General features: G+C 66.8%; 12 protein-coding genes. 8 read left to right on the top strand and 4 right to left on the bottom strand.

Annotation, left to right across the window (positions count from 1 at the left end):
- Positions 1-212 precede the first annotated feature (212 nt).
- Entirely contained in the window at positions 213-2,774 is a 2,562-nt protein-coding gene (locus AC1PLA_RS01655) for a S9 family peptidase (protein ID WP_481105439.1), read from the bottom strand.
- 123 nt (positions 2,775-2,897) lie between these two features.
- Positions 2,898-3,785, bottom strand: coding sequence for an alpha/beta fold hydrolase (locus tag AC1PLA_RS01650; protein ID WP_481106140.1), 888 nt, complete (start codon positions 3,783-3,785; stop codon positions 2,898-2,900).
- Positions 3,786-4,177: 392 nt separating this feature from the next.
- On the opposite strand from AC1PLA_RS01650, the gene AC1PLA_RS01645 reads away from it, so the two are divergent.
- Positions 4,178-5,077: a LysR family transcriptional regulator gene (locus tag AC1PLA_RS01645; RefSeq protein ID WP_184609868.1), complete on the top strand. Its 900-nt coding sequence runs from the start codon at positions 4,178-4,180 to the stop codon at positions 5,075-5,077.
- Here the strand turns inward: AC1PLA_RS01645 and AC1PLA_RS01640 are convergent.
- A complete protein-coding gene (locus tag AC1PLA_RS01640; protein WP_104561711.1) occupies positions 5,066-6,265 on the bottom strand; it encodes an MFS transporter in 1,200 nt (399 codons plus the stop codon). The genes AC1PLA_RS01645 and AC1PLA_RS01640 overlap by 12 nt on opposite strands.
- Positions 6,266-6,581: 316 nt before the next feature.
- A complete protein-coding gene (locus AC1PLA_RS01635) occupies positions 6,582-7,475 on the bottom strand; it encodes a LysR family transcriptional regulator (RefSeq protein WP_481105438.1) in 894 nt (297 codons plus the stop codon).
- Positions 7,476-7,908: 433 nt separating this feature from the next.
- Between AC1PLA_RS01635 and AC1PLA_RS01630 the strand changes: the two genes are divergently transcribed.
- Genes AC1PLA_RS01630 through uraH form a run of 7 tightly spaced genes read left to right on the top strand, consistent with a single transcriptional unit; the run spans position 7,909 to position 13,940 of the window.
- The gene (locus AC1PLA_RS01630; protein ID WP_481105437.1) at positions 7,909-9,180 is read left to right on the top strand and encodes an allantoate amidohydrolase; all 1,272 of its coding nucleotides are present in this window, start codon (positions 7,909-7,911) and stop codon (positions 9,178-9,180) included.
- A complete protein-coding gene (locus AC1PLA_RS01625) occupies positions 9,170-10,426 on the top strand; it encodes a pyridoxal-phosphate-dependent aminotransferase family protein (RefSeq protein ID WP_481105436.1) in 1,257 nt (418 codons plus the stop codon). Before AC1PLA_RS01630 ends, AC1PLA_RS01625 begins: the two co-directional genes overlap by 11 nt.
- Positions 10,423-11,313: an allantoinase PuuE gene (puuE, locus tag AC1PLA_RS01620; protein ID WP_481105435.1), complete on the top strand. Its 891-nt coding sequence runs from the start codon at positions 10,423-10,425 to the stop codon at positions 11,311-11,313. Before AC1PLA_RS01625 ends, puuE begins: the two co-directional genes overlap by 4 nt.
- Positions 11,310-11,705, top strand: a complete 396-nt coding sequence (hpxZ, locus tag AC1PLA_RS01615; RefSeq protein ID WP_481105434.1) for an oxalurate catabolism protein HpxZ — start codon at positions 11,310-11,312, stop codon at positions 11,703-11,705. Before puuE ends, hpxZ begins: the two co-directional genes overlap by 4 nt.
- Positions 11,702-12,193, top strand: coding sequence for a 2-oxo-4-hydroxy-4-carboxy-5-ureidoimidazoline decarboxylase (gene uraD / locus AC1PLA_RS01610; RefSeq protein ID WP_016901424.1), 492 nt, complete (start codon positions 11,702-11,704; stop codon positions 12,191-12,193). Before hpxZ ends, uraD begins: the two co-directional genes overlap by 4 nt.
- The gene (gene hpyO / locus AC1PLA_RS01605; protein ID WP_481105433.1) at positions 12,190-13,611 is read left to right on the top strand and encodes an FAD-dependent urate hydroxylase HpyO; all 1,422 of its coding nucleotides are present in this window, start codon (positions 12,190-12,192) and stop codon (positions 13,609-13,611) included. Before uraD ends, hpyO begins: the two co-directional genes overlap by 4 nt.
- Complete coding sequence (uraH, locus tag AC1PLA_RS01600; protein ID WP_016901422.1) at positions 13,581-13,940, top strand: hydroxyisourate hydrolase; 360 nt, start codon at positions 13,581-13,583, stop codon at positions 13,938-13,940. The genes hpyO and uraH overlap by 31 nt, the downstream gene beginning before the upstream one ends.
- Positions 13,941-14,033: the final 93 nt, after the last annotated feature.

Raw genomic sequence — 14,033 nt, 5'->3', positions numbered from 1 at the left:
ATAGCACGACGGGCAATCCTAACGGGCAGAGTAATGCCGATATGGTGCGTAGGTTGGCGTAAAGCGTGCACCGCAATGTGGCGGCCACTGCAGCCACTTGCCAAGCGGGGCCGGAGCGCGTTTTACCAAACATCATCTGCTTGCAAAGAACGCTCCAACCCCAAGCTGATGCCAATGCCAGCGTGAACTAACACGCTGCATTGGCACACCACTTACTGCTTTGGCTTGCTGCCCGCATCGCGCGGCGGCGCGTTTTTCACGTAGTGGTCGAACCACTCCAGCATCTCGGCCACCACGTCTTCAGTGGATTCGAGCGCGGTATACCAATGCGGTTCGAACGGCAGCAGCACCAGCCGCGCAGTGCCGCCGTTGCCGCGGATCGCCTGGAACAACCGCGGTGCCTGTGTGGTTTCGGTACCGGGGTTGGCGTCGTCCATGCCATGCACGATCAACAACGGTTCGTTGATCTTGTCGGCGTGGAAGAACGCGGACGCCTGTGCGTAGACCTCCGGTGCGGCCCAGAACGAGCGGCGCTCGTTCTGGAAGCCGAACGGCGTCAGCGTCTTGTTGTAGCTGCCGCTGGTGGCAGCGCCGGCGCGGAACAGATCGGTCTGTGCGAGCAGGTTGGCGGTCATCAACGCGCCATGGCTATGCCCGGTGACACCGATCCGCTGGCGATCCACCACGCCCAGTTCCACCGCCTTGTCCACCGCAGCGGTGGCGTCGTCCACCAGTTGCTGCAGGTAGGTGTCGTAAGCGGTCTTGGGGTCGCCCACGATCGGGAAGGCGGCATTGTCGATGATCGCGTAACCGGCCAGCAACAGCAGTTGGTAGGAGCGCAGGCGGGTGAAGTCGCGCTCGCTGGCGCCACTGACCTGACCGGCCTTGGAGGGATCGGCATAGTCCAGCGGATAGGCGTTCAGGATCGCCGGTACGCGCGTGCCTTCGGTGTAGCCGGGCGGCGTGTACAGGGCGTTCAGGATCGCCGGTACGCGCGTGCCTTCGGTGTAGCCGGGCGGCGTGTACAGGGTGAACGATAGCTCCACGCCGTCCTTGCGCTTGTAGGTCACCAGGCGCTTCTTGATCTGCCGCACCAGCGGGGTCGGATCCGGAAAATGCGTGACCGGCGTGGCGGTGGAGGCAAGGATCGCCTCACCCCTCGCCGCCGTCGGCAGCGCTTGGCCCAGCGTGCGCAGGTATAAATTGGGCGGGTCGGTCAGCGACTGGTGCCAGGTCAGCAGGCGCGAGGCATCGTCGCCGGCAAAACCGAAAAACAGCTCGTCTACGTTGGCATCGCTGCGGAACAGCCGCTGGCTCTTGCCGGTGGCCAGCGTATAGCGATCCAGAAACGGCCGATCGCCTGCCGGCGAGCCGCCCCGCCCGCTCAGGAACACCGCGCCCTGTTCTTCGCGCAACACGGACTGGCCGTTGGCCAGCATACGCAGCTGCGGCACGCCGGAATAGGCGTACAGGTCGTCGGTGGACAGATCGAACAACACCCGTCCGGCAGTGCCGGGGCGGTCGACATCCAACAAGGTGGTGCGACGCCAGTGGCGGTTTTCGTCGTACTCGTCCAACAGCGCCCGACCGCCTGCGGCAAACCACGACAAGCCGGCATAACGCCGCTGCACGCGGGTGACGTCACGCGGCTTGGCGGTGAACGGTGCCGCCAGCGACATCAACTTGTCGCGCGCGGGCACATCGGTTTTCCAGTCGCCGCCATCCAGCGCCTCGGCCCAGACCAGCGTGGCCGGTTGGTTGGCACGCCAGGAATAGGCACGTGGACCGACAGGCACACCTTGCACTGGCACCCGGTCGGCAACCGGCAGATCGGCCAGCACGCGCTCGCTGCCGTTGGCCAGATCCAGCACCGCCACGTCGTGGGCGAAACGCGCATAGGTGGTGACGTAGGAATACGGCTGCTTCAACCGCTCCACCAGCACGTGGCGACCATCGGGCGCACCATCCACGTTGCTGTAGACCGCAGGCGAACCAAGCTTGCGCTGACTGCCGGTGGCCGCATCCACCGTGAGCAGCTGTGAGGTGGCGTAGTAGCTAAACAGGGCCTCGTCTTCAGGGCTGGAAAGCGTGTCGCGCGCCTCATAGGTGCTGCTTTCGCCCTTGCCCTGAATGGTTTCCTTGACCTCGGGGCCGGGCGGCACCGCAGCCTTGCGCGGGGCGGCACCCAGGTCTTGCGGCACAGTCTTCAGCAGCAGCGTGTCGCTGCCGCCCAGCCACTGGATCTCGCCGCCCAGCACCGGGTTGAGTTGCACACCCTCGACCTTGCGCACGTTGCCGGTGGCCACCTCGCCCACCCATAGCTCGACGCGGTCGGCTGCAGTGTTGTTGAAGGCAAAGCGGCGCCCGTCCGGCGACCACACCGGCGACGCCGGACAGGCGCCGGCCGGCAAGCTCACGGCGGTCTGCTTGCCGCTTGCAATATCCACCAGGCTGAAGCCTTGCAGACAGGAACGAATGCCATAGCCATTGGACATGTCGTGGCGGCTATGCGTACGCGGCTCCACACGTACGCCGGCCAGCTTCAGATACGGCTCGGCCACGCGCGCGATCGGCGGGTACTGCGTGCGCTGCACCAGCAACAAGGTCTTGCCGGTTGGGTCCAACCGCGGCGACGGATTGAGCGGCGCGCGTAACACGCTCAACAATGGTTCCGGTGGCTGCCGGTAACCGCCATCGGGCGTGCCGGCCATGGCAGACACCGGCAAAAGGCTGGCAAGCACCAGCAGTCCGCTCCATCGGTACGCGGTCAGCATCTCGGCATTTCTCTGGGGGAATGACCGCGGCAACCTAGCACGTTCATGCACTCCCACTCCCACTCCCGCGCTCGCACGCAGCCCTGTCGCCGCGCCCGCAGCGTGGCCGTGCAGACGCGCGAGTCACGCCGCTGGCTTGAGCGTACGCGACAGAAAATCGCGGATGTACTGTGCAATCTCGACCGCATGCGTTTCCAGCGCGAAGTGTCCGGCATCCAGCAGATGCACTTCGGCGTTCGGCAGGTCCTTGCGATAGGCCTGCGCACCGGGCGGGATGAAGGCGGGATCGTACCTGCCCCACACCGCCAGCAGTGGCGGCTGATGGGTGCGGAAATACGCTTGGAAGCTGGGATAGGCCGCCACATTGCTGCGGTAGTCGAGAATCAGATCCAGCTGGATCTCTTCGGCGCCCGGGCGGGCCATGTACGCGATATCCAGGGTGTAGCCATCGGGCGACAGCCTGCTTGGGTCGGCACCGGTCGCGTACTGCCAGTCGCGAATGGTCTGCGGCGACAGCGAGTCACGGCAGGCGTCGCGGTTGGCTGCAGTCGGCTCACGCCAGTACGCCTGCCACGGACCCCATTGGTCGCTGAAACCCTCCAGATAGGCGTTGCCGTTCTGGCTGATGATGGCGCTCACCTTGTGCGGGTTTGCCACAGCCAGGCGAAAGCCCACCGGCGCGCCGTAATCGAACACGTACACGCTGTAGCTGGCCAGTCCCAATGCCTCGGTGAAGCCTTCGACGACTTTGTACAGATTCTCGAACGTGTAATCGAACTGCCCGCGCGGTGGCGCCTTGGTGTTGCCGAAGCCGGGCAGATCAGGCGCGATCAGGCGGTACTGGCTTGCCAGCAGCGGCATCAGATCGCGGAACATATGGCTGGCACTGGGGAAGCCGTGCAGCAGCAACAGCACCGGCGCATCCTTGCGCCCGGCCTGGCGATAGAACACCTCGATATCGCCGACCTGTTGCGTGTGGAAGCTGACGCGGAATGCTTCATCGTTCGGCATGGTGTCCTCTTTGAGTGCAATCGTGGTACTGGAAAGGTCGGCGGCGTCGAGCGCACCGGCGCCCAGTGCGAATGCGGTGCCTATGCACGACGCCCGCAGCAGGTTGCGGCGGCCGATATCTGTGCTGGCGTGAGCGATGTTGTCCGCGATGGGCGCATCGGAATGCTTCATGGAAATCCCAGATCGACGAAGTGGCGGCCATGCTAGGTGCGCAGGCAGATGCCGGGAACCACCAGGGAGGTCAATTCACCATTGCCGTTGCTGCAATGCTGCGCGCAGCTTCGCAACCGCGTGCGATCGCCAGGCCGTGGTGTGTCGCGCAAGGTGCATCGGCAGGCTGTTAGGCTGCTGCCACATCCATCTCTGAGACGCACGTGGACCGCATTCAGGAAATGACGCTGTTTGCCGCATTGGCAGGGCAGGCAAACTTTGCCGGCGTTGCGCGGCGTCTTGGCATTTCCACCGCAACGGTCACCCGCACCGTCGCGCAGCTGGAAAGCCGCCTGGGCGTGCTGCTGGTCATGCGCAGCACGCGCAAGATGCGGCTTACCGTGGCCGGGCAGCAGTACGCCATCGACTGCCGACGCCTGCTTGCCGATTTGGAGGATGTCGAAAACAGGGCGGCCGGCTTGCACGCACTTCCCAGCGGCTTGCTGACCGTGACGGCGCCGCAGATGTTCGGCGCATTGCATGTCACCCCGGTGGTGACGCGTTTTCTCAGCAAATATCCGTCGATGACCGCGCGCGCCATCCTGGTCGACCGCGTGCTGCCGCTACTGGACGAGGGCATCGATGTCGCCGTGCGCATTGGCGCCCTGCCGGACTCATCACTGACCGCGATCCCGGTCGGCAGCGTGCGTCGCATGGTCTGCGCCTCGCCCGGCTACCTGGCAGCACACGGCACTCCGCAACAGCCGGACGACCTGCCGCAGCACGCCACCATCTCCACCGCACCGTCCGAGCGCCCACCCAAGTGGCCGTTCCGCATCAATGGGCGCGAACATCTGGTCGATGTCGCCTCGCGGCTGAGCGTGACCTCGTTCAATGCCGCCATCACCGCCGCAGTACAGGGTTGGGGACTGACGCAGGTGCCGGCGTACCAGATCCGCGAACACCTCCAGAGCGGCAAGCTCACCTGCATCCTCGACACGTTCGAAATTGCACCGGAGCCGGTGCACGTGGTCTACGTGGAAGGCCGTCGCAGCTCATCCAAGGTACGTACGTTTGTCGACTATTGCGTGGATGCCCTGCGCCAGGATCTGGATTTTCATCACCATCCCTCACGGCTGTAAACGATCGCCACGCCCTGCAACCAGTGACGCGGCCAGCAGCAACATGCTGGCACCGACAAAGGTGGCGCCGATCGACACATGATCCAGCAGCACGCCGCCCGCGGCACCACCCAGCATGATGGAGAGCTGGATTGCGGCAACCATCAGGCCGCCGCCGCTTTCCGGTGCGTCCTTGACGCAGCGGCTCAACCAGGTGGACCAGGCCACCGGCATCGCCGAGTTGAGCGTGCCCCAGGCAATCATCGCCACGGCCACGGCCCACACCAGGTGACCGGCCAGCAGCATGCTAATGGTCGCCACACCCAGCGCGACCGGCAGCACGCTGAGCAGGGTGAACAAGCGCTTCGGCACCAACGCGGTGGCGGCATAGGTACCGACGAAGCCGGCCAGGCCCAGGCCGAGCAGCAGCAACGACAGTTGCGACACATCGACCTGCGCAACGGTTTCCAGAAACGGGCGGAAGTAGGTGAACGCAGAAAACGCACCGGCAAATCCGAGCATCACCGCGAGCATGGCGCGCGCCACATAGCGACGCTTCAACAAGGTGACGATGCCACCCAGCGAAGTTGTGCCTTGCGCAGGCATCGATGGCAGGCTGCGCCATTGCCAGAGGATGGTCAGCGCCACCAACGGCAACATGCCCCAGAACACCCCGCGCCAGCCGATGGTGGCGCCCAGATAGCTGCCCAATGGCGCGGCGAATGCAGCAGCGACTGCGTTACCGATAAATATGATGCCCAAGGCCTTGGGCACCGCATGCTCGGGCATGATGCGCATCACCGTGGCAGTGGACAATGCCCAGAAGCCGCCGATGGTGATGCCGAGCAACGCGCGCGCCACCATCAACATGCCGAAGCTGTGCGCATTGGCGATCAACAGCAGCGATAACAGCATCACCCCGGTCAGGGCAATCAACACATGGCGCCGGTTGAAGCGCGACGACAGCGGTGCGATCAGCAGGCTGGCGACCACCGCGAACAGGCCGGAGATCGAGATCGCCTGGCCGGCCATGCCGGCACTGGCGTGCAGATCGGCGGCGATCGGCGTGAGCAGGCTGACCGGCATGAACTCGGAGGCGATCAACAGCGCAACGCAGAGCGACATCGAGCCGACCGCGCTCCAGGTCTGGCGGGTTGCGACGGCTGCGGCGCGCGAGGATGGATCGGTAGCGAGCGAACTGGCTTGCATGTGGGGTCCTTGTGCGAAGTGGAATGCGAGACGAACGCCACGCCGCAAGCGCGCTGACGCCGCGCTCGATAGCGAACCTGGTGTTCGGAAGGGATGCGCTGCAGGCAGCGATGCACTGCATCGACCTGCCAGCGCAGCGACGCACGACGGGCGCAATGCAGCAACGGATGCTGCGGCTCGGGCGTGCGCGTGTCTGGATGTGCTGCAGCTTACGCAGGCAGTGGGCAGCGATAAAGATGGCGGATGCGCACGGGCTTATGAAGCCCGCTCATCAACCACTTACCTGCGTCGAGCGCCTCTCCCTGGCGCGGATCCCTCAGCCCTTGTAGCGCAGCGCATCCACGACGAGGTTGAAGGCGGACGAGGAATGGCGACGGCTGGGATAGAACGCGTGCAAGCCCGGCCAGGTCGGCGACCAGTCCTTCATCACCCAGCGCAGCCGTCCGGCCTTGATATGCGGGCGCGCCAGATCCTCCTGCACGAACGCGATGCCGAAGCCGTCCAGCGCCGCATCCAGCGCTTCGTAGGTGCCGTTGAAGGTCAGCTGGCCATCCACGCGCACGATGACTTCGCGGCCATCCTTTTCCAGCTCCCAGGCGTAGATGCCACCGGCGGTTTTCATGCGCAGGTTGATGCAGCTGTGCGCGGTGAGGTCCTGCGGCGTCTTGGGGATGGGCCGACGCGCGAAATAGGACGGCGCGGCGACGATGGCCATGCGCATGTCCGGCGCGATACGCGCGGCGATCATGTCCTTTTCCACCTGGTCGCCCAGCCGTACGCCCAGGTCGTAACGGTCGGCGACGATGTCGGTCAGGCCGTTGTCGACCACGATCTCGACCTTGATCTCCGGGTAGTCGCGCAGCAGCCTGGACAGCTTGGGCCACAGGATCGCGCGCGCGGCGTAGTCGGTGGCGGTGATGCGCACGGTGCCTGCGGGCGTGTCGCGCATTTCGCCGAGCGCAGACAGCGCCTCCTCGATTTCGGCAAAGCGCGGTGCCACCGTCTGGATCAGCCGCTCGCCGGCTTCGGTGGGCGCCACGCTGCGCGTGGTGCGGGTCAGCAGGCGCAGACCCAGCGTCGCTTCCAGCCCGCGAATGGTGTGACTCAGCGCCGACTGCGAAACGCCCAGCTTGGCGGCAGCGCGGGTAAAGCTGCCCTCGCGAACGATGGCGATCAGCGCCAGCAGGTCCTTGAAGTTGTCGCGCGCCATTGGTGAATCTCTTTCATGGAATCCACATGACTGTAGCAGCCGATGAAAAAGGAATCCCAAAGCCCCTCTCCTGCGGGAGCGGGGTTGGGGTGAGGGTACGGCTGCTCAGCTACCTTGATGCTGCAGCACCCGCATCCGCCCTGCTGGCACCTTCTCTCGGTGGGAGAAGGACAAAGCCAGCCACAAGCCGCCTGTCGCATTTTTTGCAACGCCCAGCCCTAAAAAAACCGCTTTGGGGTGACGGGGCCGGTTCGTATAGTCGATTCGACGGCCGCCGCCTGCCGCGCAAGCACCTGATGCCATTGCTGCGAGGCGACCAACGTCGGCGATATCCGCCTCTTTCCCACACCGCCTGCGGAGGCTCCATGCATCAGTCCCTGTCGCATCGCGGTCCTGGCAGCTGCGTTAAAACAACACCCCCGCACGGCACCCCATGCTGAGGGCGCAACGCCGCTCACCCGTCCACAGCTCGGGCGCACGCGCGGTCGACCGCTGCGACGCACTGGGTGTTCCGCCCTACAGCGACACACCCGGCAGGCTGTTCCGCGCCTGGCTCAGCCCGGCGCATCGCGCCGCCGTCGCACAGGTGGGCGAATGGATGCGCCAGGCCGGCATGCAGGTGCGTCTGGACGCAGCGGCCAACCTGATCGGGCGCTACGAAGGCGCGCATGCCGACGCTCCGGCGCTGCTGATCGGCAGCCACCTGGACAGCGTGCGCGATGCCGGGCGCTATGACGGCCCACTCGGCATCCTGCTCGGCATCGAATGCGTCGCCGCGCTGCATGCCCAGGGCCGGCGCCTGCCGTTCGCGATCGAGGTGATCGCTTTCGGCGACGAGGAAGGGTCGCGCTTTCCCGCCTCGATGTTCTGCAGCCGCGCAGTCGCCGGCACGCTCGACCCCGCCACGCTGGCGGTCACCGACGCGGCCGGCACCGACGTGGCCAGCGCGCTGGCCGACTGGGACCTGGACATCGCGCACCTACAACACGCCGCACGCGCGCCCGGCAGCGTGCTGGCCTATCTGGAAACCCATATCGAACAAGGCCCGGTGCTGGAAGCCGAAGGCCTGCCGGTCGGCATCGTCACCGCGATCGCCGCGCAGCGGCGCTTTGCCCTGCGCTTCGACGGCCGCGCCGGCCACGCCGGCACCACCACCATGGCCTTGCGTCGCGATGCATTGAGCGCCGCTGCCGAGGCCCTGTTGGCGATCGAAGGGATTGCACGCGCCGGCAGCGACGACCTGGTCGCCACGGTCGGCAAGCTGCAGGTCGCACCCGGCGCCACCAACGTGGTGCCCGGCCGGGTGGACTGCACGCTGGACGTGCGTGCCGGCGACGATGCGACGCGCGATGCGGCAGTGCTGGAGATCGAACGCGCACTGGCCCGTATCAGCAAAACCCGCAACATCGCCATCGCCATCGACCCGTTGCAGACGCTGGCCGCCAGCCCCTGCGCACCGGCACTGATGACCCGTTTGCAACACGCAGTCGCCGCACAAGGCATCGCGCCGCGCCAGTTGGTGTCCGGCGCCGGCCACGATGCGATGGTGATGGCCGCGCTCTGCCCCATCGCGATGCTGTTCGTGCGCTGCGCCGGCGGCATCAGCCATCATCCGGACGAACACGTGGCCCCGGCCGATGCCGAGATCGCACTGGCAGTCATGCGCCACTTCATCGAACACCTGGGAGATCCCCTTGTCACCTGATCTGCGTCACCTGCACACCTTCGGCGAGCTCGATCCCCCGCAACGGCTGTTGATGGGCCCGGGTCCGGTCAATGCGCATCCGCGCGTGCTGCGCGCGATGGCCGCCGATCTGCTCGGCCAGTTCGATCCGGAAATGACCACCTACATGAACGAGGTGATGGCGCTATACCGGCCGCTGTTCGGCACCGAGAATCGCTGGACGTTTCTGGTCGACGGCACCGCGCGCGCCGGCATCGAAGCGGCGCTGGTGTCGTTGGTCAGCCGGGGCGACCGCGTGCTGGTGATTAACTTCGGCCGCTTCGGCCTGCTGCTCACCGAGATCCTGGGCCGGCTCGGTGCCGACGTGCACACCGTGGATGCGCCCTGGGGCGAGGTGGTGCCGCTTGCTGCAATCGCCGAGGCGATCGAGCGCGTGGCACCCAAATTGGTCGCTACCGTGCACGGCGACACCTCCACCACCATGGCCCAGCCGCTGGATGGCCTCGGCGCGCTGTGCCGCGCGGCCGGCGCGCTGAGTTACGTCGATGCCACTGCCACCATCGGCGGCATGCCCATCGCCAGCGATCGCTGGGACGTGGATGTGGTCACCGGCGGCCTGCAGAAATGCCTGGGTGGGCCGTCCGGCTCGGCGCCGATCACCGTCTCCGACGCGGCGGCCGAGGCGATCTTCGCGCGTCGCCATGTCGAGCGCGGCATCGTGCGCGAGGACATCGTCAACGGCAGCGGGCCGCGCATCGCCTCGAATTATTTCGATCTGGCGATGATCATGGATTACTGGTCGGACAAGCGCCTCAACCACCACACCGAAGCCACCACCATGTTGTACGGCGCGCGCGAATGCGCACGCGTGGCGCTGCAGGAAGGCCTGGACGCCCGCTTCGCCCGCCACGCCGCCGCCGGGCGTGCGGTGAGTGCCGGCATCCGCGCGCTGGGGCTGGAGGTGTTCGGCGACGATGCGCATCGCATGACCAATGTCACCGGCGTGGTGATTCCGCACGGCATCGACAGCGATGCGGTGCGCCGTCGCATGCGCGAGGATTTCGAGATCGAGATCGGCACCGCGTTCGGGCCGTTGCAGGGCAGGATCTGGCGCATCGGCGCGATGGGCTACAACGCGATGAAACACAAGGTGCTGATCACCCTGGCCGCACTGGAAGCGGTGCTGCGCGCCGAAGGCTACGCCTGCACACCAGGGCTGGCGGTGGAAGCCGCACTGGCGGCCTGGCACGCGGAGCCGCAGGCATGAACACGGCGCGCGACCTGGTCGGCTATGGCGCCACCCCGCCTGCAGCGCAGTGGCCCGGTGGCGCGCGCATCGCGGTGCAGTTCGTCATCAATTACGAAGAGGGCGCGGAAAACTGCGTGCTCAACGGCGATGCCGGCTCGGAAGCCTTCCTGTCGGAGATGGTCGGCACGCAAGCGCAGCCCGGTGCGCGTGCCATGGCGATGGAGAGCCTGTACGAATACGGCAGCCGTGCCGGCTTCTGGCGGCTGCATCGGTTGTTCACTGCGCGCAATGTGCCGGTGACCGTATTCGGCGTGGCGCAGGCACTGGCCTCCAATCCCGAAGCGGTCGCCGCGATGCAGGCCGCCGACTGGGAGATCGCCAGCCACGGCCTGCGCTGGATCGATTACCAGCATGTGGATGAAGCCACCGAGCGTGCGCATATCGCCGAAGCCATCGCCGTGCACACCCGCGCCGCCGGCAGCCGCCCACTGGGCTGGTACCAGGGCCGCACCAGCCCCAACACCGCGCGGCTGGTCGCCGAGGAAGGCGGCTTTGTCTACGACGCCGACAGCTACGCCGACGATGTGCCGTACTACGACCACCGGCACGGCCGTGCGCAGTTGATCGTGCCGTACACGCTGGACGCCAACGACATGAAATTCGTCGCCTACAACGGCTTTGCCGACGGCGAGCCGTTCTTCCGCTATCTGCGCGATGGCTTCGAGCAACTGCGCAGCGAAGGCGGGCGCATGCTGTCGGTCGGCCTGCACGGGCGCATCGTCGGCAAGCCGGCGCGCGCGGCGGCCCTGGCACGTTTCGTCGATCACGTGCTGGCCAGCGGCGATGCCTGGATTGCACGCCGCATCGATATTGCGCGGCATTGGCTGCAGGTCCATCCCGCATGAGCATCGACACCGCCGACATCGACCTGCCCGAGGTGATCGCGCAAGTGACCGCCGCCTTTCATGCCTACGAACAGGCCCTGATGGACGACGACATCGCCGCAATGGATGCGCTGTTCCACCCCGCACCCAGCACGGTGCGTTACGGCGTGGGCGAGGTGCTGTACGGCATCGAGGCGATCCGCGCCTTCCGCATCGGCCGCGGCGGCTCGCCGCAACGCCGGCCTGTGCATGTGCAGGTGCATGGCTTCGGCCACGACTTCGCCACCACGCACGCAGAATTCATCCGCGACGGCAGCAGCGCGCGCGGGCGCCAGAGCCAGAGCTGGGTGCGTTTTGCAGACGGCTGGAAAGTGGTGGCCGCGCATGTCTCGCTGCAGGGGACGCATGCATGAGCGTGATCGACGATAGCGTGCTGGACGATGCCGCCTTCGTGGCGCGCTACCGCGAGCTGTTCGAGCATTCGCCGTGGGTGGTCGAACGCGCTGCGCGGCGGCGCCCGTTCGCCGATGTGTACCGCGGGCTGATGCAGGTGGTGTTCGATGCGTCGCAGGAAGACCAGGTCGCGTTGATCCGCGCGCATCCGGAGCTGGCCGGCAAGGCGGCGATCGACCGCACGCTCACCGCCGCGTCGGCCGCCGAACAGGCCTCGGCCGGGTTGGACCGGCTCAGCGAAGCCGAATTCAAGCGCTTCCACGCGCTCAATCAGGCCTATCGCCATCGCTTCGGATTTCCGTTCGTGATCTGCGTACGGCTGCACGACAAGGCCGGCATCCTCGCCGCGCTGGAACGCCGGCTGGATGCCTCGCGCAGCGAAGAACTGTCCACCGCCCTCGCCGAGATCGGCAAGATCGTGCAACTGCGCCTGGAGGCACTGCCATGAGCCTGGCCCAACTCGAACGCGAGCTCCACCATGACCTGCAACGCCTGGCCCACGGCGGCGATGCCTGGACGCAGCCGCGCGTGCATCCGGCAGGGCATGTGTACGACGTGGTCATCGTCGGCGCCGGCCAGAGCGGCCTGGGCGCGGCGTTCGCACTGCAGCGCGAGCGCGTGCACAACCTGCTGGTCATCGATGAGAACCCAGCCGGGCAGGAAGGCCCGTGGGTGACCTACGCGCGCATGCAGACCTTGCGCACGCCCAAGCAGATCACCTCGATCGACCTGGGCGTGCCGTCGCTGACCTTCCGCGCCTGGTGGGAGGCGCAACACGGCAGCGCCGGCTGGGACGCGCTGGACAAGATCCCGCGCGGCAGCTGGATGGACTACCTGCGCTGGTACCGCGCGGTGCTGCGCCTGCCGGTGCGCAACGCCACGCGGCTGGCGCGGGTGGAGCCGGACGTGGCGCCAGGCATCCACTGCCTGCATCTGGCGATGGGCGCGCCGCTGCTGACGCGCAAACTGATCCTGGCCACCGGCATCCAGGGCGGCGGCCAGTGGATGGTGCCGGACTGGATCAGCCGCGCCCTGCCCGCACAGCGCTATGCGCATACCTCCGGCTACATCGACTTCACCGCGCTGGCCGGCAAGCGCGTGGGCATCCTGGGCGGTGGCGCCTCCGCGTTCGACAACGCCTGTTTCGCGCTGGATCAAGGCGTCGCCAGTGCCGAGGTGTTCGTGCGCCGCAGCGCATTGCCGCGCATCAATCCATTCCGCCACATGGAACAGGCCGGCATCATTCCGCGCTTTCTGACGCTGCCGGATGCGGACAAGTACCGGATGATGGCCAGCTTCTTCGCACACAACCAGCCGCCGACCAACGACACCTTCCAGCGTGCCTGCGCGCACGCCGGCTTCGCGCTGCACCTGGGCGCGCCATGGCTGGAGGTGGCCGAGCGCGATGGCGAGGTGGTGGTGTGCACGCCGCAGGGCGAGCACCGCTTCGATTTTCTGGCCGTTGCCACCGGCCTGGTCACCGACCCGCAACTGCGCCCGGAACTGGCCGCGCTGTCCGGGCGCATCGCCTGCTGGGGCGACCGCTACCAGCCGCCGCCGGGCCAGGCCAATCCGGTGCTGGATGCGCACCCCTACCTGGGGCCGGGCTTCGAACTGCTGCCGCGCACGCCCGACGATGCCGCACTGCTGCACGGCTTGTTCGCCTTCAACTATTCGGCGCTGATCAACCACGGCCCGTCGGCCGCGGCGCTGTCCGGGCTCAAGGTCGCGCTGCCGCGGCTGGCCCGCGCGGTGGCCGACCAGCTGTTCCTGGACGACCGCCAGGCCATCGTCGACAGCTATCTGGCTTACGACCAGCCCGAGTTCGTCGGCCAATGGCCGCAACCGACCCAGGCGGTGGCATGAGCACGCTGTCCACCCATGTGCTGGATACGGCCACGGGCCGCCCCGCCGCCGGCATCGCCTTGCGCCTGTTCGCCGGCGCCACGCTGCATTTCGACGGGGTCACCAACCAGGACGGGCGCTGCCCCGAACTGGCCGCACTCACGCTGCAACCCGGCCGCTACCGGCTGGAATTTGAGGTGGCCGGCTACTGGCGGGCGGCCGGAACCGCACTGCCCGACCCGCCCTTCCTGGAACAGGTGCCGATCGCGTTCGGCATTGCCGACGACGGCCATTACCACGTGCCGCTGCTGCTCTCGCCGTACGGGTATTCCACCTATCGCGGCAGCTGAGCGGCAGCCGGTTCGGCAACGGATCGGTGGGGCACACGCCGCGTTCCGCGTCGGCCCCGTAGAATGGCGCCTTTCCGGCGACAGGCCGGGGCC

Source organism: Xanthomonas sp. NCPPB 1826 (genome assembly GCF_056725285.1).
This window is presented reverse-complemented; position numbering and strand designations above follow the sequence as displayed.

What these genes read in the sequence shown, in the direction of transcription:
- AC1PLA_RS01655 (WP_481105439.1), bottom strand. Translation starts at nt 2,774, where the DNA reads ATGCTGACCGCGTACCGATGGAGCGGACTGCTGGTGCTTGCCAGCCTT.
- AC1PLA_RS01650 (WP_481106140.1), bottom strand. Translation starts at nt 3,785, where the DNA reads ATGCCGAACGATGAAGCATTCCGCGTCAGCTTCCACACGCAACAGGTC.
- AC1PLA_RS01645 (WP_184609868.1), top strand. Translation starts at nt 4,178, where the DNA reads ATGACGCTGTTTGCCGCATTGGCAGGGCAGGCAAACTTTGCCGGCGTT.
- AC1PLA_RS01640 (WP_104561711.1), bottom strand. Translation starts at nt 6,265, where the DNA reads ATGCAAGCCAGTTCGCTCGCTACCGATCCATCCTCGCGCGCCGCAGCC.
- AC1PLA_RS01635 (WP_481105438.1), bottom strand. Translation starts at nt 7,475, where the DNA reads ATGGCGCGCGACAACTTCAAGGACCTGCTGGCGCTGATCGCCATCGTT.
- AC1PLA_RS01630 (WP_481105437.1), top strand. Translation starts at nt 7,909, where the DNA reads ATGCTGAGGGCGCAACGCCGCTCACCCGTCCACAGCTCGGGCGCACGC.
- puuE (WP_481105435.1), top strand. Translation starts at nt 10,423, where the DNA reads ATGAACACGGCGCGCGACCTGGTCGGCTATGGCGCCACCCCGCCTGCA.
- hpxZ (WP_481105434.1), top strand. Translation starts at nt 11,310, where the DNA reads ATGAGCATCGACACCGCCGACATCGACCTGCCCGAGGTGATCGCGCAA.
- uraD (WP_016901424.1), top strand. Translation starts at nt 11,702, where the DNA reads ATGAGCGTGATCGACGATAGCGTGCTGGACGATGCCGCCTTCGTGGCG.
- hpyO (WP_481105433.1), top strand. Translation starts at nt 12,190, where the DNA reads ATGAGCCTGGCCCAACTCGAACGCGAGCTCCACCATGACCTGCAACGC.
- uraH (WP_016901422.1), top strand. Translation starts at nt 13,581, where the DNA reads ATGGCCGCAACCGACCCAGGCGGTGGCATGAGCACGCTGTCCACCCAT.